16 protein-coding genes are annotated in these 17,594 nt (G+C 69.8%); 12 read left to right on the top strand and 4 right to left on the bottom strand.

Annotated features, from left to right (window positions below):
• Positions 1–60 precede the first annotated feature (60 nt).
• The 3 genes from ABTX24_RS01355 to ABTX24_RS01345 all read right to left on the bottom strand — a co-directional run bounded on the left by ABTX24_RS01355 (position 61) and on the right by ABTX24_RS01345 (position 3,234).
• The gene (locus tag ABTX24_RS01355) at positions 61–1,251 is read right to left on the bottom strand and encodes a DUF5667 domain-containing protein (RefSeq protein ID WP_160025745.1); all 1,191 of its coding nucleotides are present in this window, start codon (positions 1,249–1,251) and stop codon (positions 61–63) included.
• Positions 1,252–1,393: 142 nt separating this feature from the next.
• Positions 1,394–2,176: a sigma-70 family RNA polymerase sigma factor gene (locus ABTX24_RS01350; protein ID WP_350665890.1), complete on the bottom strand. Its 783-nt coding sequence runs from the start codon at positions 2,174–2,176 to the stop codon at positions 1,394–1,396.
• 158 nt (positions 2,177–2,334) lie between these two features.
• The gene (locus tag ABTX24_RS01345; RefSeq protein WP_160025743.1) at positions 2,335–3,234 is read right to left on the bottom strand and encodes an HAD family hydrolase; all 900 of its coding nucleotides are present in this window, start codon (positions 3,232–3,234) and stop codon (positions 2,335–2,337) included.
• A 57-nt stretch (positions 3,235–3,291) separates the two neighbouring features.
• Between ABTX24_RS01345 and ABTX24_RS01340 the strand changes: the two genes are divergently transcribed.
• The 7 genes from ABTX24_RS01340 (at position 3,292) to ABTX24_RS01310 (ending at position 10,278) form a co-directional block, all read left to right on the top strand.
• Positions 3,292–3,531, top strand: a complete 240-nt coding sequence (locus ABTX24_RS01340; RefSeq protein WP_160025742.1) for a glutaredoxin family protein — start codon at positions 3,292–3,294, stop codon at positions 3,529–3,531.
• Between the two features lie 178 nt (positions 3,532–3,709).
• Positions 3,710–4,435 carry a redox-sensing transcriptional repressor Rex gene (locus ABTX24_RS01335; RefSeq protein WP_160025741.1) on the top strand — a complete coding sequence of 242 codons (726 nt, stop codon included), beginning with the start codon at positions 3,710–3,712 and terminating at the stop codon, positions 4,433–4,435.
• Positions 4,432–5,727 carry a glutamyl-tRNA reductase gene (locus tag ABTX24_RS01330; protein WP_350836870.1) on the top strand — a complete coding sequence of 432 codons (1,296 nt, stop codon included), beginning with the start codon at positions 4,432–4,434 and terminating at the stop codon, positions 5,725–5,727. Before ABTX24_RS01335 ends, ABTX24_RS01330 begins: the two co-directional genes overlap by 4 nt.
• Positions 5,724–6,737, top strand: coding sequence for a hydroxymethylbilane synthase (gene hemC / locus ABTX24_RS01325; RefSeq protein WP_350836868.1), 1,014 nt, complete (start codon positions 5,724–5,726; stop codon positions 6,735–6,737). Before ABTX24_RS01330 ends, hemC begins: the two co-directional genes overlap by 4 nt.
• The gene (locus ABTX24_RS01320) at positions 6,734–8,419 is read left to right on the top strand and encodes a bifunctional uroporphyrinogen-III C-methyltransferase/uroporphyrinogen-III synthase (protein WP_350713503.1); all 1,686 of its coding nucleotides are present in this window, start codon (positions 6,734–6,736) and stop codon (positions 8,417–8,419) included. Before hemC ends, ABTX24_RS01320 begins: the two co-directional genes overlap by 4 nt.
• An 89-nt stretch (positions 8,420–8,508) precedes the next feature.
• On the top strand, positions 8,509–9,492 hold the full coding sequence (gene hemB / locus ABTX24_RS01315) for a porphobilinogen synthase (protein ID WP_160025737.1): 984 nt from the start codon (positions 8,509–8,511) through the stop codon (positions 9,490–9,492).
• A 66-nt stretch (positions 9,493–9,558) separates the two neighbouring features.
• Positions 9,559–10,278 carry a TetR/AcrR family transcriptional regulator gene (locus tag ABTX24_RS01310; RefSeq protein ID WP_160025736.1) on the top strand — a complete coding sequence of 240 codons (720 nt, stop codon included), beginning with the start codon at positions 9,559–9,561 and terminating at the stop codon, positions 10,276–10,278.
• A gap of 56 nt (positions 10,279–10,334) precedes the next feature.
• Here the strand turns inward: ABTX24_RS01310 and ABTX24_RS01305 are convergent, their stop codons facing one another.
• Positions 10,335–11,603 (bottom strand): lytic transglycosylase domain-containing protein, encoded by a 1,269-nt coding sequence (locus tag ABTX24_RS01305; RefSeq protein WP_350836866.1) that lies wholly within the window; start codon positions 11,601–11,603, stop codon positions 10,335–10,337.
• Positions 11,604–11,919: 316 nt separating this feature from the next.
• On the opposite strand from ABTX24_RS01305, the gene ABTX24_RS01300 reads away from it, so the two are divergent.
• Genes ABTX24_RS01300 through ABTX24_RS01280 form a run of 5 tightly spaced genes read left to right on the top strand, consistent with a single transcriptional unit; the run spans position 11,920 to position 17,592 of the window.
• Positions 11,920–13,998 carry a neutral/alkaline ceramidase gene (locus tag ABTX24_RS01300; protein WP_350836864.1) on the top strand — a complete coding sequence of 693 codons (2,079 nt, stop codon included), beginning with the start codon at positions 11,920–11,922 and terminating at the stop codon, positions 13,996–13,998.
• Positions 13,995–14,936: a sphingomyelin phosphodiesterase gene (sph, locus tag ABTX24_RS01295; RefSeq protein ID WP_350836862.1), complete on the top strand. Its 942-nt coding sequence runs from the start codon at positions 13,995–13,997 to the stop codon at positions 14,934–14,936. Before ABTX24_RS01300 ends, sph begins: the two co-directional genes overlap by 4 nt.
• Positions 14,937–14,945: 9 nt before the next feature.
• Complete coding sequence (locus ABTX24_RS01290; protein WP_350836860.1) at positions 14,946–15,998, top strand: SGNH/GDSL hydrolase family protein; 1,053 nt, start codon at positions 14,946–14,948, stop codon at positions 15,996–15,998.
• A complete protein-coding gene (locus ABTX24_RS01285) occupies positions 15,995–16,651 on the top strand; it encodes a class II aldolase/adducin family protein (RefSeq protein ID WP_350836858.1) in 657 nt (218 codons plus the stop codon). The genes ABTX24_RS01290 and ABTX24_RS01285 overlap by 4 nt, the downstream gene beginning before the upstream one ends.
• Positions 16,648–17,592 (top strand): carbohydrate kinase family protein, encoded by a 945-nt coding sequence (locus ABTX24_RS01280; RefSeq protein ID WP_350836856.1) that lies wholly within the window; start codon positions 16,648–16,650, stop codon positions 17,590–17,592. The genes ABTX24_RS01285 and ABTX24_RS01280 overlap by 4 nt, the downstream gene beginning before the upstream one ends.
• The last annotated feature ends 2 nt before the right edge of the window (positions 17,593–17,594 follow it).

The raw sequence follows: 17,594 nt of genomic DNA, 5'->3' as shown, positions 1-17,594 counted from the left end.
GCCGGCCGAGACGGCACGCCTGTGCCAACTCGGCCAGCGCCAGTGACGCCTCGGCTCGGGTTACGGGGTGAGGAGGCCGGTGGCGCCGGCGAGCACGTCGCCGACCAGGCCGGTGACGCCGGTGACCAGACCGGTGACGGGGTCCGTCACGGTGCCGGGGTCGGTGTCGGGCTCCTCGGAGGGATCGCCGTCAGAGGGCGTGGTGGGAGTCGGCAGGATGCTGCCGTCCTCCTCCGGCTCCTCGGAGGGCTTCTCCGGGTCGTCCTTCTCGCCCTTGGGATCGGTCACCGAGCCGGGACCGATCTTGTCGGGGTCGATGGAAGGCAGGTCGAGAGCGTTGTCGTCCTGGGTGAGCGGCGGCAGCGCCTCGGCCTCGACGACGGTGTCGGCCGGAAGCAGCCCGTCGATGTCGGAGGTGAGGCTGGAGACCAGCGTCGCGGGAAGCTCGGTGATGCCACCCTCGCAGGTGGGGCAGAGCTGGGCGGCGGCCTGGTCGATCAGCACGAGAGTCTGAGCGGCATCGGAGACGGCCGGCTCGGCCCGCTCGGGCACCTTCGGGCTCAGCTCGGCCAGCTCCTCGACACCATCGGCCGCGAACGTACGCAGCTGGGCGAGCGAGTCGTTGTCCTGAGACTTCTCGAAGTCGCTGATCAGCAGGTCGGAGCCGTGCGCAGCCTGACGCGAGAAGGTCTCGAGCGTCGTGGTGACCCGCTCGGAGTCGGTCATCGGCGCGTCGGCGACCAGCGACTTGGCCTCGCGCAGGCGGGTGCCGGCGTCCTCGAGGATCCGGATGCCACGGGCCTGGGTGCTGACGGTGAAGCCGGCGGAGACGTTCTCCACGGCACGCTTGACCGGGTAGAGCGAGTCGCCGGGCAGGGCGGTCTGGGACGCGGCCGCGGCACCAGCGGTGCCGCCGACGATCGCCATCGCGGCGAAGGCTACGGCGAGCTTGCGCTGCCGGCGGGGCCTGCGCACGGGGCCGACGGTGAGCTTGCGCTCGACCGTCTTCTCGGTGCGCGGCGCGGGCACGAGTTCGGTGTCGGCGGCCGCCATCAGGCGCTCGCGCAGGGAGACGGAGAAGTCGCGACTGGGGACGGCGGAGTCGCTGAGAGTGGAGAGCGACGAAGCGAAGACGGCCAGATCACGAAGCTCGTCGGCAGACTGCGAGGCACGCCGATCCGTCGCGGCAGCAGCCGCGACCATTCGGTCGAACTCGTCGGCACGCTTTCGCGCCGGGAATGCCGGGCTCATCGGGGGGTTCCTACTCGGTGTCGGCTGTCAGGGATTCGTCGAAACAGCTGCGCACAAGGCGCTGCCATGTCGGACAACGAGTCGCCCCGGCCGCGGGTTACGGCAACCGGTCGAGCATTCAAGGTGGTGCGGAACACAGTCATCAGCGGATCCCGTCAGGCATCTGCTTGGCGAGATTGCGGATCCCGCGCAGCTGGAGCTGTTTCACGGCTCCGTCGCTGCGCCCGAGGATAGCCGCTGTCTCGGCGATTGACAGCCCTTGGAGGAAACGCATGATGATGCAGTCGCGCTGTTCGTCGGGCAGTTTGGAGAGAGCCCCGAGCAGCATCTCGTTGGTGATCCCGGCCATCACGATCTTCTCCGGCCCGTCCGAGGACGAGTCGTGCTGACCCATGTCCTCGGTGGTCATCTCCAGGCGCGTACGTCCCGCCTTGAAGTGGTCGGTGGCCAGGTTGCGCGCGATGGTCATCAGCCAGGCGCCGAAGTCCTTACCCTGCCAGCGGAAGCCGGTCATCGAGCGGAGCGCCCGGAAGAACGTCTCCGAGGTCAGGTCCTCGGCGACCTGCGTGGAGCGGGTCCGGTAGAAGAGGAAGCGGTAGACCGCGCCGTGGTAGTGGTCGTAGAGGAGGCCGAACGCCTCCTTGTCACCCTTGCGGGCGAGCTCGACGAGCGCGATCAGCCGGGTGCGGTCGGCCTCGCTCTCCTCCGAGGAGGTGGCGAGCTCGGCGTCGTCGTCCGGCTCGTTGTCGGAGCGGGGCTTGGACTCGTGGGTGCCGCCCGAGCCGCGACGCTCGGGCTCGGCGAGCGGACCGGACGCACCGGCGACGCCGGCGTAGGCGGGTTCGTAGCCCTCGTTCATCAAGAGCTCGACCGCAGCGCGCAGCGCATCCAAGCGACGATGGACGTCATTGGCGCGGCGCGACATGTGGGTCCCTCCCGAAGACTCCCCCTGAGCGAGCCCAACCTTACGGGTTAGGGCATCCCGATGTCAGGTCCCGAGCCGAAGTTGCCTCGGCGTGTGTTGGCAATTTCCTGACAGAGCGGCGAATACCCGGCACTGCATACAGGTCGCCAACGGCGCGATCAGTCCCGCCGTCCGCGGAGCGCGATCGCCACCGCGATCGCCCCGGTGGCCGCCCCGCCCAGCGCTGCGGTCACCACGCCGGCCCGGGCGGCCTTGCGCCCGGTGCGGTAGTCACGGATCGGCCAGCCCTTCACGCGCGCGTGGGCGCGCAGGCGCGCATCCGGATTGATCGCGCACGGATGCCCGACCAGCGAGAGCATCGGCAGGTCGTTGTACGAGTCCGAGTAGGCGGCACAGCGAGAGAGGTCGAGGCCCTCGCGCGCGGCGATCGCCTTGACCGCCTCCGCCTTGGCCGGTCCGTGGAGCATCTCGCCGACCAGTTCGCCGGTGTAGACGCCGTCCTCGGTGGCCGCCACCGTCCCGAGCGCGCCGGTGAGCCCGAGCCGCCGGGCGATGACCCGCGCGGCCTCGACGGGCGCCGCGGTCACCAGCCACACCCGCTGCCCCTGGTCGATGTGGGTCTGCGCGAGGGCCCTGGTGCCGGGCCAGATCCGGTGGGCCATGCCCTCGTCGAAGATCTCCTCCATCAGGCTCTCGACCTCCTCGGCGCGATGGCCGCGGATGAACGACAGCGCCGACGACCGCGCCGACTCCATGTGGGCCGGGTCCTCGACACCGGCCACGCGGAAATAGGCCTGCTTGTACGCGGCCGAGGCGATGTCCCGCGTACGGAAGAACTTGCGCCGGTGCAGGCCGCGGGCCAGATGGAAGATCGTCGCGCCCTGCATGATCGTGTTGTCCACGTCGAAGAAGGCTGCCGCCGTCGGGTCTCCGGTCGCCGGGTAGAGCCAGGCCTCGATCTCCGCGGCCGCAGCCGATGCCTCGCCGGCGAGAGCCGAGCGGCGTTTGAGGTCTTTTCGCCGCAGCTCGGCACGGCGGCGGTCGCTGGCGCTGCTCATTGCGCCAACAGTAGTGGTCCGGACGCCGTGAGGGGACCCAGGTGTCAAGATGGTCGGATGGAACCGCGTGTGACCTTTTACTCCCGCCAGGGCTGCCATCTGTGCGACGAGGCCCGGCTGGTCCTCGAGAAGGTGGTCGGGGACGACTACACCGAGGTCGACATCGACGCCGACGAGGAACTGCGCGAGCGATTCACGAACGAGGTGCCCGTGACGTACGTCGACGGGAAGCAGCACGACTTCTGGCGTGTCTCCGAGGACCGGCTGAGGGCAGCGCTCGCGCGCTCCCCAGAATAACTGTCGATCGGCCCATTACCGCGAACAACCCCCCTCTGCCAACTCCGCAAACACGTGTGCTAGCCGACGCTCTGCGAGTTTGTTCTCGCGGTCACAAACTCCGTATGGTGGCTGAGCCGCAGGGCGATCCCGGGCTAAAAAGCCCCCGTCTGTGGCGCCGGCATTGAAAGAGCAGAGCGTGACGGCACGGAGTACGAATACGGGCGAGGGCAGCGGTGCCCAGGACCCCCACCGGGAGATCCCCGAGGCGACTGTCGCCCGGCTTCCGGTCTACCTCCGGGCGCTGACCTCGCTCGCCGAGCGCAACATCGCCTCCTGCTCTTCCGAGGAGCTCGCGACGGCCGCCGGGGTGAACTCGGCCAAGCTGCGCAAGGACCTCTCCTACCTGGGCTCCTACGGCACCCGTGGGGTCGGCTACGACGTCGACTACCTGAGCTACCAGATCGCCCGCGAGATCGGCGTCACCCACGACTGGCCGGTCATCATCGTCGGTATCGGAAACCTGGGTCAGGCGCTCGCCAACTTCTCCGGCTTCAGCAGCCGCGGGTTCCGCACCGTCGCGCTCCTGGACGCGGCCGCGCCGATGCAGGGCCGTACGGTCGCCGGGCTCGAGGTCCGGCCCTTCTCCGACCTGGCCGAGATCGTCGCGGCCGAGCAGGTCTCGATCGGCGTCATCTCCGTGCCGGCGACCGCTGCCCAGGACGTCGCCGACGCGATGGTCGCGGCCGGCATCAGCAGCATCCTCAACTTCGCGCCCGCCGTCCTGAACGTGCCGCCGGGTGTCGACGTACGCAAGGTCGATCTCTCGATCGAGCTGCAGATCCTCGCGTATCACGAGTCGCGCAAGGCTGCAGAAGCTGACGAGACGGTGGACAATGGTTCCGAGGAAGGGATCACCGCATGAGTGTCCTTGTTGTCGGCATCTCACATAACTCTGCGCCGGTCTCGCTGCTCGAGGCGGCGGCGGTGGACGCGGACGGCCTGCAGAAGCTCCTCACCGACGTGGCCGGTTGTGAACATGTCAGCGAGGCAGCGGTCATCGCGACCTGCAACCGTCTCGAGATCTACACCGAGGTCGAGCGCTTCCACGGGTCCGTCGAGGAGCTCTCCCGCCGCATCATCGAGGGCGCCGGTCAGACGCTCGAGACGATGCTGCCGCACCTGTACGTCCACTACGACGACGGTGCCGTCTCCCACCTGTTCAAGGTGGCTGCCGGGCTCGACTCGATGGCCGTGGGCGAGGGCCAGATCCTCGGGCAGGCCCGCGCGGCCCTGCAGCTCGGCCAGGAGATGGGCACGGTCGGACCGGCGCTCAACAGCCTGTTCCAGCAGGCGCTGCGGGTCGGCAAGCGCTCGCGCGCCGAGACCGACATCGACCAGGCCGCCCCGTCGCTGGTCACCGCGTCGCTGGACCGCGCCGCGCGAGCCGTGGGTGACGTACGCGGCAAGCGGGTCGCCGTCGTCGGCGCCGGCGCGATGGCCGGGCTGGCCACCGCGACCGTCTCCCGGCTGGGGGCCGCCGACGTGGTCGTGGTCAACCGCACCACGGCCAACGCCGAGCGCCTCGCCCGGGAGTACTCCGCGCGTTCCGCCTCGCTCGACGCGCTGGCCGACGAGATCGCGGCCGCCGACATCGTGATCACCTGCGCGGGCGCCAGCGGTCTGCTCGTCCCGGCGGACATGGTCGGTGACCGCAGCAGCCGCCCGATCGCGCTGATCGACCTGGCCCTGCCCCACGACATCGACCCTGCCGCGGGGTCGCTCCCAGGCGCCACCCTGATCGACCTGGCCGCCCTCGCCGACGAGCTGCACGCGTCGCCCGCCGGCAAGGAGGTGCTCGCGGTCCGCGACATCGTCACCCAGGAGGTCGCGGCGTTCCTGAGCGCTCGTCGCCAGTCCGCGGTGACCCCGACGGTGGTCGCGCTGCGGAGCATGGCCACCGGTGTCGTCGCCGCCGAGATGGAGCGCCTCGACAACAAGCTGCCGGGCCTCGACGAGGTGACTCGTGCCGAGGTCCTCCGGACCGTACGCCGCGTGGCCGACAAGCTGCTCCACGAACCGACCGTCCGGGTCAAGGAGCTCGCCAACGAGACCGGCGCGGTGTCCTACGCCGCTGCGCTCGCCGAGCTCTTCGCGCTCGACCCCGAGGCCGTCTCCGCGGTGACCCGGGCCGACGTCCCAGGAGACCACTCATGAGAACTCTTCGTCTCGGCACCCGCCGTTCCCAGCTCGCCGTCACCCAGTCGACCCTCGTCGCGGAGATGCTCCGCGCCCAGGGCCACATCGTCGAGCTGGTCGAGATCGTCTCCGACGGCGACCGCACCCAGGCGGCGAACACCCCGCTGACCAGCGCGAACTCGACGGGCGTCTTCGTCAGCGCGCTGCGTGACGCGCTCCACGCCAAGGAGATCGACCTCGCGGTCCACTCCCTCAAGGACCTGCCGACCTACCCCGAGGACGGCGTCGAGCTGGTCGCGATCCTGCCGCGCGAGGACCCGCGCGACGTGATCGTCGCACGCGACGGCCTGACCCTCGGTGAGCTCCCGCCGGGCTCGCGGGTCGGCACCGGCTCGCCGCGACGCGTCGCCCAGATCAAGGCCCTCGGCCTCGGCCTGGAGCTGGCCGGCATCCGCGGCAACGTGGACACCCGCATCGGCAAGGTCCGCTCGGGCGAGTTCGACGCGGTCGTGCTCGCGCGTGCCGGCCTGGCCCGCATCGACCGGCTCGACGAGGTCACCGAGGTCCTCGACCCGATCCAGGTGCTGCCCGCTCCTGGTCAGGGGGCCCTGGCGGTCGAGTGCCGCGCAGGCGACGCCGATGCCGACGTACGCAAGATTCTGGCTTCCCTCGACGACTCGTCCACCCGAGCGGCTGTCGAGGCGGAACGCGCGGTGCTCGCCACCCTCGAAGGTGGCTGTGCCGCGCCCATCGGGACCCTCGCCGACGTGGTTGAGGGTGAGGAAGGACCAGAGCTGTGGGTGCGGGCAGTCGCGCTCTCACTCGATGGCTCGCTCTCGATCCGACTCTCCGCATCCGGGCCGCTCGACGACGCCGCAGGCGTCGGGCGCCGGCTCGCCGAGGAGATGCTCGCCGAGGGTGCAGCAGACCTGACCGACGACCCCACCACTGACCCCGGACAGGCTGTCATGGACACGGGCGGTTCCCCCCAGACCGCTCCCGAGCAGGACAAGGTGCACAACGCATGACCCGAGCAAAGACCACCGAGCAGACGGCCGAGCACAGCTCGGCCACCCCACTGGGCTGGGTGTCCTTCGTCGGCAGCGGTCCTGGTGACCCTGAGCTGCTGACGGTACGGGCGATCGACCTGTTGAAGCAGGCCGATGTTGTCGTGACCGAGGCCCCCGAGCACGCTTCGATGGTGCGCGGCGTACTCGGCATCCCCGAGCCGGTCGAGCCCGCCGAGGGTGACGAGGCCCCGGAACCGGTCGGACCCGAGTTCATCGACGGCGGGTTCGGCGTCGACGGCCAGCCCCTGGCCAACGCCGCCCGTGCCAAGGCCGTCGTCAAGCAGGCGAAGCTGGGCAAGCGCGTCGTGCGCCTGATGACCGGCGACCCCTTCCTCTACGCCTCCGGCCCCGAGGAGGCGCAGTCCTGCGCCAAGGCGGGCATCGGCTTCGAGATCGTCCCCGGCGTCTCGTCCGTGTCGGCCGTTCCCGCTTACGCCGGCATCCCGCTGACGACCAAGGACCACCAAGAGGTCGCCGTCGTCACCTGCAACGAGAAGATCGACTGGAGCCAGTACGCCGACAACCGCACCCTGGTTCTCCTCTCCGGTGTCGGCATGATCGGTGACATCGCCAAGGAGCTCGTCGCGGCGGGCCGCCCGGCCAAGACCCCGGTCGCGATCACCCGCGTCGGCACCACGACCGAGCAGTCGACGGTAGAGTCGACGCTGGAGAACATCGCTGTCGACGCTCGTGCCGCACGGATGGCGCCGCCGGCGATCGTGGTGATCGGCAAGGTGGTCAACTTGCGTGAGACGCTCTCGTGGTTCGAGACGAAGCCGCTGTTCGGCTGGCGCGTGCTGGTGCCCCGCACCAAGGAGCAGGCGCCTGCGCTGTCGCTGAAGCTGAAGGGCTTCGGCGCCGTGCCCGAGGAGGTGCCGACGATCTCCGTCGAGCCGCCGCGCAACCCGCAGCAGATGGACAAGGCCGTACGCGGTCTGGTCGAGGGCCGTTACAACTGGATCGCCTTCACCTCCATCAACGCGGTGCGCGCCGTACGCGAGAAGTTCGACGAGTACGGCCTGGACTGCCGCGCCTTCTCCGGTCTGAAGATCGCCGCCGTCGGCGAGAAGACCGGGCAGGCGCTCGAGGCCTGGGGTCTGCGCCCCGACCTTGTGCCGAACACCGACAACCAGTCGGCCGCCGGTCTGCTCGAGGTGTGGCCGGAGTACGACGAGGACCTCGACCCGATCAACCGGGTCTTCCTCCCGCGCGCCGACATCGCCACCGAGAACCTCATCGCCGGCCTGGTCGACCTCGGCTGGGAGTGCGACGACGTGACCGCCTACCGCACCGTCCGGGCGGCCCCGCCGCCCGCGCCGACCCGCGACGCGATCAAGACGGGCAAGTTCGACGCGGTGGTCTTCACCTCCTCGTCCACGGTCCGCAACCTGGTCGGCATCGCGGGCAAGCCGCACACGTCCACGGTGATCGCGGCGATCGGTCCGGCCACCGCCAAGACCGCCGAGGAGCACGGCCTGCGGGTCGACGTGATGTCGCCCGAGCCGTCGATCGAGGCGCTCACCGAGGCGCTCGCCGCCTTCGGTGCCGCGCGTCGTGCCTCGCTGGTCGAGCAGGGCCTGCCGGTCACCAAGCCGTCCGACCGACGCCCCGCCTCGCGACGCCGCTCGCGTACGTCCTGATCATTTGAATGCCGAGTCGGCTCATCTTGACCTCCCCCGCTTCGCTCCTCCGGTCAAGATGAGCCGACTCGGCGTAGTCTGGAGATCTGATGAGCATCGAGAAGCCCGTGATCCGTCCCCGCCGGCTGCGCCGCACGCCGATCATGCGCCGGATGGTCGCGGAGACGGCCGTACGTCCCGCCAACCTGGTCCTGCCCGCGTTCGTGCGCGAGGGGATCGATGAGCCCGTCCCGCTCTCGACCATGCCCGGCGTGGTCCAGCACAGCCGGGAGTCGCTGCGGAAGGCCGCGGCCGAGGCCGCGTCCGCCGGCATCGGCGGCATCATGCTCTTCGGTGTCCCGGAGACCAAGGACGCCATGGGCTCGGGCGCGCTGGACCCGGACGGCATCCTCAACGTCGCCATCGCCGACGTCGTCTCCGAGGTCGGCGACGCGCTCACCGTGATGAGCGACCTGTGCCTGGACGAGTTCACCGACCACGGCCACTGCGGCGTGCTCGCCGAGGACGGCTCGGTCGACAACGACGCCACCCTCGAGATCTACGCCCAGATGGCGATCGCCCACGCCGAGGCCGGCGTCCACATGGTCGGCCCGTCCGGGATGATGGACGGCCAGGTCGCGGTGACCCGCGCAGCTCTCGACGGCGCCGGCTACACCGACGTCTCGATCCTCGCCTACTCCGCTAAGTACGCCTCGGCCTTCTTCGGTCCCTTCCGCGAGGCCGTCGAATCCGCGCTCGAGGGCGACCGGCGCACCTACCAGCAGGATCCCGCGAATGCGCTGGAGGGTGTCCGCGAGGCGCTCCTTGACGTCGCCGAGGGTGCCGATATCGTGATGGTCAAGCCCGGGCTCCCGTATCTCGACGTCCTGCAGCGAGTGCGTGAGTCTGTCGATGTTCCGGTGGCTGCCTACAACATCTCCGGGGAGTACTCGATGTTGGAAGCCGCCGCCGCGAACGGCTGGATCGACCGCGAACCGGCGATCCTGGAGACACTCACCGCCTTCAAGAGGGCGGGCGCGGACGTCATTCTGACCTACTGGGCCACCGAAGCAGCTGGCTGGCTGCGAGGCTGACGTTCTCGCTTGATCAGCCGAGCACCTCTGTGACGTGGAACATATCCTGAGAGTAGACTCGAGCCTGTGACCAATCGAGAGTTGGGCAGCACAAAGCGCACCGGTCGGCCGCGCAACAGTGGACGGAATTCGGCGAACCCGCGGGAAGAGATTCTCAAAGAGGCATCCCGCCTCTTCACCGCTCAAGGGGTCGCGGCGACGACGATCAGCCAGATCGCCGAGTGCGTCGGACTGCGCCAGTCCTCGATGTACTACTACTACAAATCCAAGGAAGAGATCCTCTCCGCCTTGATGGAGAAGAACCGCGAGTCGCTCACGCTCGCGGAGAAGCTTCTCGAGGAGGACGGCCCGGCTGCTCCGCGGCTCTACGCCTTCCTCTACACCGACGTTCGCCAGCTGTGCACCGCCCCGCTCGACTTCTACGAGCTGGAGGTGGCCGCCCTGGCGCAGCCGCAGGTCTTCGCGGGCTTCGAGGAGGACGGCGACAAGCTGCGTGACGCGGCCGCCCAGCTCCTCGAGCTGGGCGTCGACAGCGGTGAGCTGCGTCAGACCGACCCCGCCGCCACCGCGCTGATGCTGCTCTCGCTCAACGAAGGTGCCCAGCACCGGCTCTGGCACGGCCGGCGCGACGACGAGAAGGCTATGGCGAGCCCCGACGTTTTGGCCGAGTCGGTCGCCGACTACCACCTCAGCTCCTTGCTCGCCGACGCGTCCTCGCTGGATGCCGTCCGCGAGCTCGGGCGCGCCTTCGTCACCGAGTACGAGGACGACGAGCCCGCCGCCTGAGACGCTCCGGACATGAGAAGGGCCCCGCCATCCGGCGGGGCCCTTCTCATGTCGGCTCAGTTGCCGGTGAGCGCACCGAACAGGCCACCGAGGATGCCCTTGAGGATCAGCGTGAGCACGTTGCCGATGGTTGCGTTGACCTGCTCGATCGTCTTGCCGGCCATGGCGTTCACGCACTGGGTCAGCGCCTGGCCGGACTGGCTCGCGCTCAGGAGCGGGTACTTCGCCAGCTCACGCTGGCACGCGGACAGAATCTGAGAGGGCGTGGCGACGATCGTCTCGACAGTCTCCTCGAGCGGCTTGGTCACCGTCTCCGCAGGACCTTCGGTGGCACCACCGCCACCACCGCCGGTGCCTCCACCGGTGCTCCCGCCGGGAGTCTCCCCGGAAGGAGCCTCGCTGGAGGGGCTGGAGGGAGACTGCGAGGAGCCGCCGCGCGGGCCGGCCTGCTGGCCGCCTGCCCGGAACTCACGGTCCTTCTGCTTCGAAGACTTGGGAGCATCCATCCGCGGGATCGCGTAGTCGACCGGGACCGTGCTGTTCGGGATCGAGGTGAAGTCGCCGGAGCGGTAGGCCTCGGCGACACCGAGCACGGTCGTGACGTACGACTGGCTGTGGTTGTAGCGGAAGACCGCTGCCCGCGCGCCCTGGTCGGTGGAGAGGTCGTCGTCGCCGGAGCAGAGGTAGACGGCGGAGGCGAGGGCGGCGTCGTTGATGTCTTGGGGGTTGCGCTTGCCGTCGCCGTCGGCGTCCACGCCGACCATCGCCCAGGTGGAGGGGATGAACTGCATCGGGCCGACCGCGCGGTCGTAGCTGGTGTCGCCGTCGTACTGTCCACCGTCGGTGTCGGTGATCTGGGAGACGTTGCCCTTGCCGTTGAGCGGCACCCCGTAGATGCCGGGCGTGGAGACGCCCTCGGCGCTGAGCCGGTTGTCGTTGGCGCGACCGTGGTTGGACTCGACCCGCCCGATCGCGGCGATCAGCGGCCAGTCGATCTTGCAGGCGGGGTCCGCGGCGTTGATGACGGTGGCCGCGCGCTGATAGGCGGCGAGTGCGGCGGACGGGATCCCGGCGGCGCTGGCCGTTCCGGGCAGCGACTTGTCGCCCCCGTTGGTCGAGGCCGACACGCTGGCCGGCGCCTCGATCGCCTCGGCCGGGACCGACGTCCCGTCGGGCAGGCTGAACGCGTCGTCGTATCTCGGCCCTGATGCGGTGGCACTCGACTGCGTCAGACCGGTGACGTTGACCGTCCAGGCCGCGCTCAGCAGCGCGAGCGGAACGAGCGCGGTCGCCTTCTGAAGGCGGCTGTAGCGCGAAGCGGACATCGAATCTCCCCTGGTGATCACCGCACTGAAAACGTACGGAGGTCGTGCTCCCTCATGCAACGTTCAAACGAACCGTCTCACGTCAAAGTTACGCGCGTCACGTTTTACGTGAACATAGCGTTCCACTAAACGAGACGCCTGTGAGACGGATGAAAGCTCCAGTTCATGACGCCGAACCCGTCTCCGAAATATTTCGGTCCCAATATGTGGGTCAAGTGTCCAGGACGATTGACCGAGCGGATGAAAAAGGTAATCCTCATCACACTGCCCGGGCCACGGGAGGGCCGGGTGGAACTCCTCGAGAGGATCCGATCGAATGCGCCACCAGCGTTCAACCACGATGTGTGTCCGCCTGCTCGTCGCCTCAGTCGTCGCCACCGGACTGCTGTTCGGGCCCTCGCCCGGATCGGCGATGAACAGTGCGAGTGCCGCGCCCGAGTCGGCGTACCTCGTCGGCCGTGGGCTCGCCGACGTCACCGGCGAGCCGGGGGAGAACGGCATGATGGGATACGCCGACCTCGCGCAGAGCACCACCGGCATCCACATGCGTCAGCGCGCCCGCGCGTTCGTGATCGCCGACGCGGCGAGCGGTGAGAGCGTGGTCCACGTCGTGGCCGACGTCGGGATGATCTTCCAGGGCGTGCGCGACGCCGTCCTCACCAAGCTCGAGCAGCGGTACGGCGACCGTTACGGCGAGCGCAACGTCATGCTCACCGCGACCCACACCCACGCCGGACCGGGCGGGTTCTCGCACCACAATCTCTACAACATCACGACGCTCGGCTACCACGAGAAGACCTTCCGGGCGCTCGTCGACGGCATCGTCGCCGCGATCGCACGCGCCGACGCCGATCTCGCGCCCGCGGACCTCGGCCTGTCGACCAGCCAGATCACCAACGCCAACGTCAACCGCTCCAAGCAGGCGTTCGACCGCAACCCGGAGGCCGACAAGGCGTACTTCCCCAACGGGGCCGACACCCGCAGCACCACGCTTCAGGTACGCCGCAAGGCTCCCGACGGGTCGACCAGTCTCGACGGGGTCATCAACTGGTTCCCCGTCCACGCCACGAGCATGTCGACGAACAACACGCTGATCAGCCCCGACAACAAGGGCTACGCGGAGTACGCCTGGGAGCGGCAGGTGCGCGGCGTCGACTACATCGACGACACCGCCCCCGACTTCGTGGCGTCGTTCGCTCAGTCCAACGCCGGCGACATGTCGCCCAACCTCAACCTCCAGCCGACTGACGGCCCGACCAGGGACGAGTTCGAGAACACCCGCATCATCGGCACCCGGATGCTCGACGCGGCCCGCGAAGGACTCGGGTCCGACAAGCGCTCGCTCGAGGGCGGCATCGACTCGCGCATCGTGTACGTCGACTTCTCCGAGGTCGCCGTACGGCCGGAGTTCACCCCCGACGGCAAGCCGCACACCACCTGCTCGGCCGCGCTCGGCGCCTCCTTCGCCGCCGGCAGCACCGAGGACGGCGGTGGCGGACTGCCGATCTTCAAGGAGGGCAAGGACGGCGGCAACCCCCTGGTCGGACTGATCGCCGATGCGCTCTACACCGCGTCGCCCGAGCTGAAGGCCTGCCAGGCGCCCAAGGAGGTGCTGCTCCCCGTCGGCGACCTCGACCTGGTGCAGCAGAAGCTCCCGGTGCAGCTGATGAGGATCGGCGACTTCTACCTGGTCGGGATGCCGGCAGAGGTCACCGTGGTGTCGGGTCTGCGGATCCGGCGGGCCGTCGCCGAGGCCGTCGACACCGATCTCGAGAACGTCCTGGTCCAGGGCTACGCCAACGCCTACGCGCACTACCTGACGACGCCGGAGGAGTACGACTCCAAGGAGTACGAGGGTGCGAGCACCCTGTTCGGTCGCTATGAGCTGCCGGCGTTCATGCAGGTGGCCTCCGACCTCGGTACGGCGATGCGCGCCGGGGTCGACGTACCACAGGGGGCGAAGGAGGCCGACCGCAGCGTCTGGCAGATGCCGTCGCCCAGCGGCGCCGTGCTCGTCGATGCGCCGCAGATCGGCCGGCGGTTCGGCGACGTGCTGACTGCGCCGGGCTCGATCTACCGCCCCGGCCAGCAGGTCAGCGTGGTCTTCGCCGGGGCGCACCCCAACAACGACCTCCATCTCGGTGGCAGCTACCTGGCCGTCGAGCGCAAGGTGGGTACGACCTGGCAGCGCGTCGCCGACGACGGCGACTGGTCGACGAAGTTCCGCTGGGCGCGCGACGGCATCGCGGCCTCCAAGGTGACGATCACCTGGGACGTCCCACCCGGCACCGCGTCAGGGAGCTACCGCATCCGCTATTTCGGCGATGCGCGCAACCTGCTCGGGACCGTCTCGCCGTTCACCGGCACCTCGCCCGTCTTCGGGGTCACCTCGTGAGCCGGGTCGCCGGTCGGGTGGTGGGCGTCGCTCTGCTGGCGGCGTCGGGGCTCGCGCTCCCGGGGACTGCCACGGCCGCGCCCGACGCCGCGCCCGCCACGCCGCGCGTGCGAGTGCTCACGCACAACGTGCAGATGTTGCCGCCGATCATCGGTGGCAAGGCCAACGCCACCCGGGCCGAGCTGATCGCGAAGGCCGACTACGTGAAGGGCCATGACGTGGTGGTCTTCGACGAGGCCTTCGACAACGGTCCCTCGGAGACCCTCAAGAGCCGGCTCGCAGCGCAGTATCCCCACCAGACGCCGGTGCTCGGGCGCTCGAGGTCGGGCTGGGACGAGACGCTCGGCGCCTACTCCTGGCTGACCCCCGAGGACGGCGGCGTGACGATCCTGAGCAAGTGGCCGATCACCCACAAGATCCAGTACGTCTACAGCGGCGGGTGCGGCGCCGACGCGCTCTCCAACAAGGGCTTCGTCTACGTGCGGCTGGATGTCGACGGCACTCCCGTCCACGTCGTCGGCACCCACGTCCAGGCGGAGGATCCGCTCTGCTTCGGTGGCGGGGCCGCCGTCCGCGCCGAGCAGTTCGCGGCGATCGACGACTTCCTGGACGGCCTGGCGATCCCGGCCGACGAACAGGTCATCGTGACCGGCGACCTCAACGTCGACAAGGCCTCGTCCGAGTACGCCGACCTGCTTGCGGCCACCGACACCGTCGCCCCGACGTCGTACGCCGGGCACCCCTTCAGCTGGGACCCGACGACGAACCCGCTCGCCACGGGCGGGCAGGAGCACCTCGACTACGTGCTGCATCGCCGCGGCCACGTACGTCCGCAGACGTGGACCAACACGGTGCTCACGCCCACCTCGCCGCCCTGGGCGTACGCCGGGACGACCTACACCGACTACTCCGACCACTATCCCGTCGCAGGCAGCTGAGGAGCTCCGATGAACGTCACACCCCGACTGCGGAGCGTCATCGCAGCGACTCTGACCGCGGGCGCCGTGCTCGGCGCCACTGCGGCACCCGCCGTCGCCGATCCGGCACGCACCCCGAGCGCCGCACCGGCGTACCAGAAGTACGTCGCCCTCGGTGACTCCTACACCGCCGGCCCGCTGATCCCGTGGAACAGCACCTGGTGCTTCCGCTCCAACAACAACTACCCGGCGTGGCTGGCCACCGATCTCGGCCTCTACTACGAGCCGGGTGCCTTCCGCGACGTCAGCTGCTCCTCGGCGGACACGAGCAACCTCACCCTGCCGCAGCCGACGCCGACGCCCGAGCTCAACCTGGCGAGCCAGTCGCCCCAGCTCGACGCCATCACCCTCGACACCGACCTGGTCACGCTCGGGATGGGCGGCAACGACTACGGCGTCTTCGGCTCGCTCATCGGCTGCGGCGACTTCCGTGACCAGGACCCCACGGGTACGCCGTGCCGGGACCACTACACGGTCGGCGGGATCGACACGCTCTCGGCCGCGCTCGACAACACCGGCCGCAACCTGAAGCGCTCGGTGGCCCTGATCAAGGAGCGCGCTCCCGGCGCGAAGGTCGTCCTCGTCGGCTACCCGAGACTGCTGCCGCCGACCGGCTACTGCCCGGACGTGGTCCCGTTCGCAGATGGCGACTACGCCTGGGCCGACTCCCTCAACCGCAAGCTCAACGCGGTCATGAAGCGCGCCGCGACCGACGAGGGCGCGACGTACGTCGACACCTACGGGCCCGCTCTCGGTCACGACGCCTGTGCCGGTGATGCCGCGTGGGTCCGTGGTGACTCGACCGACCTCTTCGCCGCCGCTGCCTTCCACCCCAACGGCGCCGGAATGCGCGCCATCAGCACGATCGTGCTGGATGCGCTCGGCGAGCAGTCGGTGGCCGGGACGACCGCGCCGAAGACGCGGCCTGACAACGCACGGGGCGACCGCGAGCAGCAGCGCTGGCTCCGCGAGCACCCGGACGCCGTGCTCCCGACCGACGACGCTCCGGTAGGGGCGCGATGACGCCGGAGCGGGAGGCGGTCGCCGATGCCTGCCGGGCGTTGGCTGCCGAAGGGCTCGTCATCGGTACGGCGGGCAACGTCAGCGTCCGCGCCGGTGACCTGGTCGCGATCACCGCGACCGGGGCGTCGTTCGCCACGATGACCGCCGACCAGGTGACCGTCCTCGACCTCGACGGGCGGGTCGTCGCGGGTGAGCTCGCGCCGACCTCCGAGGTCGACCTTCACCTCGGGCTCTACCGACGCCGGGAGACGGGCGCGATCGTCCACACGCACGCTCAGATGGCCACCGCACTGTCGTGCGTCCTGACCGAGCTGCCGTGCGTTCACTACGGTCTGCTGGCGCTTGGCGGCACGGTCCGCGTGGCTCCGTACGCGACCTTCGGCACGCCGGAGCTCGCCGAGCTGGTCATCGAGGCTCTCGAGGGCCGCGGCGGCGCGCTCATGGCCAACCACGGGGCGATCACTCATGCGGCCGACCTGGCCAAGGCGGTCGAACTGGCCCTGCTCCTGGAGTGGGGCTGCACCGTCTACTGGCGAGCCGCCGCCATCGGCACCCCGCGCGTCCTCGACGAAGACCAGCAGGCCGCGGTGATCCATGCCGCCCTGACCCGCAGCTACGGCACCACCCGCCCCTCATCACAGGAGAACTCGTGACCACTTCCCCCACCGTCGTCACCCTCGGCGCCCACGTGCTCGACACACTGGTACGCCACGTCGAGTCGATCCCCGAAGGACAGGCCGGCCAGCTGGTCGACGAGATCCGGGTCACCGCGGCCGGCCCCGCTGGTGGCACCGCGCTGGTGCTCTCCAAGCTCGGCGCGACCGTGGTCAGCGCGGGCGCCATCGGGACCGACGCGGTCGGTGACCAGCTGCTCTCGCTGCTGCGCCGCGACGGCGTGGACACCGACCATCTGGTACGCCGCGAGGACCACCAGACCTCCGCGAGCGTGCTCCCGATCCGCCCCGACGGGTCGCGACCCGCGTTCCACGTGATCGGCGCCAACGGCGCCTACGGTGCCGACGACGCGCCGCTGGACGTGATCGCCGCGGCGGACCACCTGCACCTCGGCGGGCCGGAGTTCATGGGCGGCGACGCGGCCGCGAAGATCCTCGCCCATGCGCGCGACAACGGCGTGACCACGTCGCTCGACTCGCTCGCTCCCGGCGATCCGGGCATGTTCGAGTGGATCGCGCCCGCGTTCCCCTATGTCGACCACCTGCTGGTCAACGACGAGCAGGCCCTCGGCTGGACCGGTGCAGCCGACCTGGAGGCGGCCTGCCGCGCGCTGGTCGAGGCCGGCGCCGGCTGCGTGGCCGTGACGGCAGGTGCCCAGGGCGCGGTCGTGGTGACCGCGGACGAGACGGTCCGGGTGCCGGCGTACGACATCGAGGTCGTGGACACCACCGGTTGCGGCGACGCGTTCTCGGCGGGCTACATCCGGGGTCTCGCGCTGGGCCGGACGCCCGCCGAGGCGGCCGCACTCGGCTGCGCGACCGCCGCCCAGGTCGCCGGCGGGCTCGGCTCCGACTTCGGCAGCTTCGACCTCGCCTCGGTCGAGAGATTCGCCGCCGACGCGGCGCTCAAGGAGGTCTGAGC

Source organism: Nocardioides sp. NPDC127514, from assembly GCF_040302125.1.
Classification (GTDB): domain Bacteria; phylum Actinomycetota; class Actinomycetes; order Propionibacteriales; family Nocardioidaceae; genus Nocardioides.
This window is presented reverse-complemented; position numbering and strand designations above follow the sequence as displayed.

Bases quoted from the DNA above. Each gene is read 5' to 3' on its own strand.
- ABTX24_RS01355 (WP_160025745.1), bottom strand. From the start codon at position 1,251: ATGAGCCCGGCATTCCCGGCGCGAAAGCGTGCCGACGAGTTCGACCGA.
- ABTX24_RS01350 (WP_350665890.1), bottom strand. From the start codon at position 2,176: ATGTCGCGCCGCGCCAATGACGTCCATCGTCGCTTGGATGCGCTGCGC.
- ABTX24_RS01345 (WP_160025743.1), bottom strand. From the start codon at position 3,234: ATGAGCAGCGCCAGCGACCGCCGCCGTGCCGAGCTGCGGCGAAAAGAC.
- ABTX24_RS01340 (WP_160025742.1), top strand. From the start codon at position 3,292: ATGGAACCGCGTGTGACCTTTTACTCCCGCCAGGGCTGCCATCTGTGC.
- ABTX24_RS01330 (WP_350836870.1), top strand. From the start codon at position 4,432: ATGAGTGTCCTTGTTGTCGGCATCTCACATAACTCTGCGCCGGTCTCG.
- hemC (WP_350836868.1), top strand. From the start codon at position 5,724: ATGAGAACTCTTCGTCTCGGCACCCGCCGTTCCCAGCTCGCCGTCACC.
- ABTX24_RS01320 (WP_350713503.1), top strand. From the start codon at position 6,734: ATGACCCGAGCAAAGACCACCGAGCAGACGGCCGAGCACAGCTCGGCC.
- hemB (WP_160025737.1), top strand. From the start codon at position 8,509: ATGAGCATCGAGAAGCCCGTGATCCGTCCCCGCCGGCTGCGCCGCACG.
- ABTX24_RS01305 (WP_350836866.1), bottom strand. From the start codon at position 11,603: ATGTCCGCTTCGCGCTACAGCCGCCTTCAGAAGGCGACCGCGCTCGTT.
- ABTX24_RS01300 (WP_350836864.1), top strand. From the start codon at position 11,920: ATGCGCCACCAGCGTTCAACCACGATGTGTGTCCGCCTGCTCGTCGCC.
- ABTX24_RS01290 (WP_350836860.1), top strand. From the start codon at position 14,946: ATGAACGTCACACCCCGACTGCGGAGCGTCATCGCAGCGACTCTGACC.
- ABTX24_RS01285 (WP_350836858.1), top strand. From the start codon at position 15,995: ATGACGCCGGAGCGGGAGGCGGTCGCCGATGCCTGCCGGGCGTTGGCT.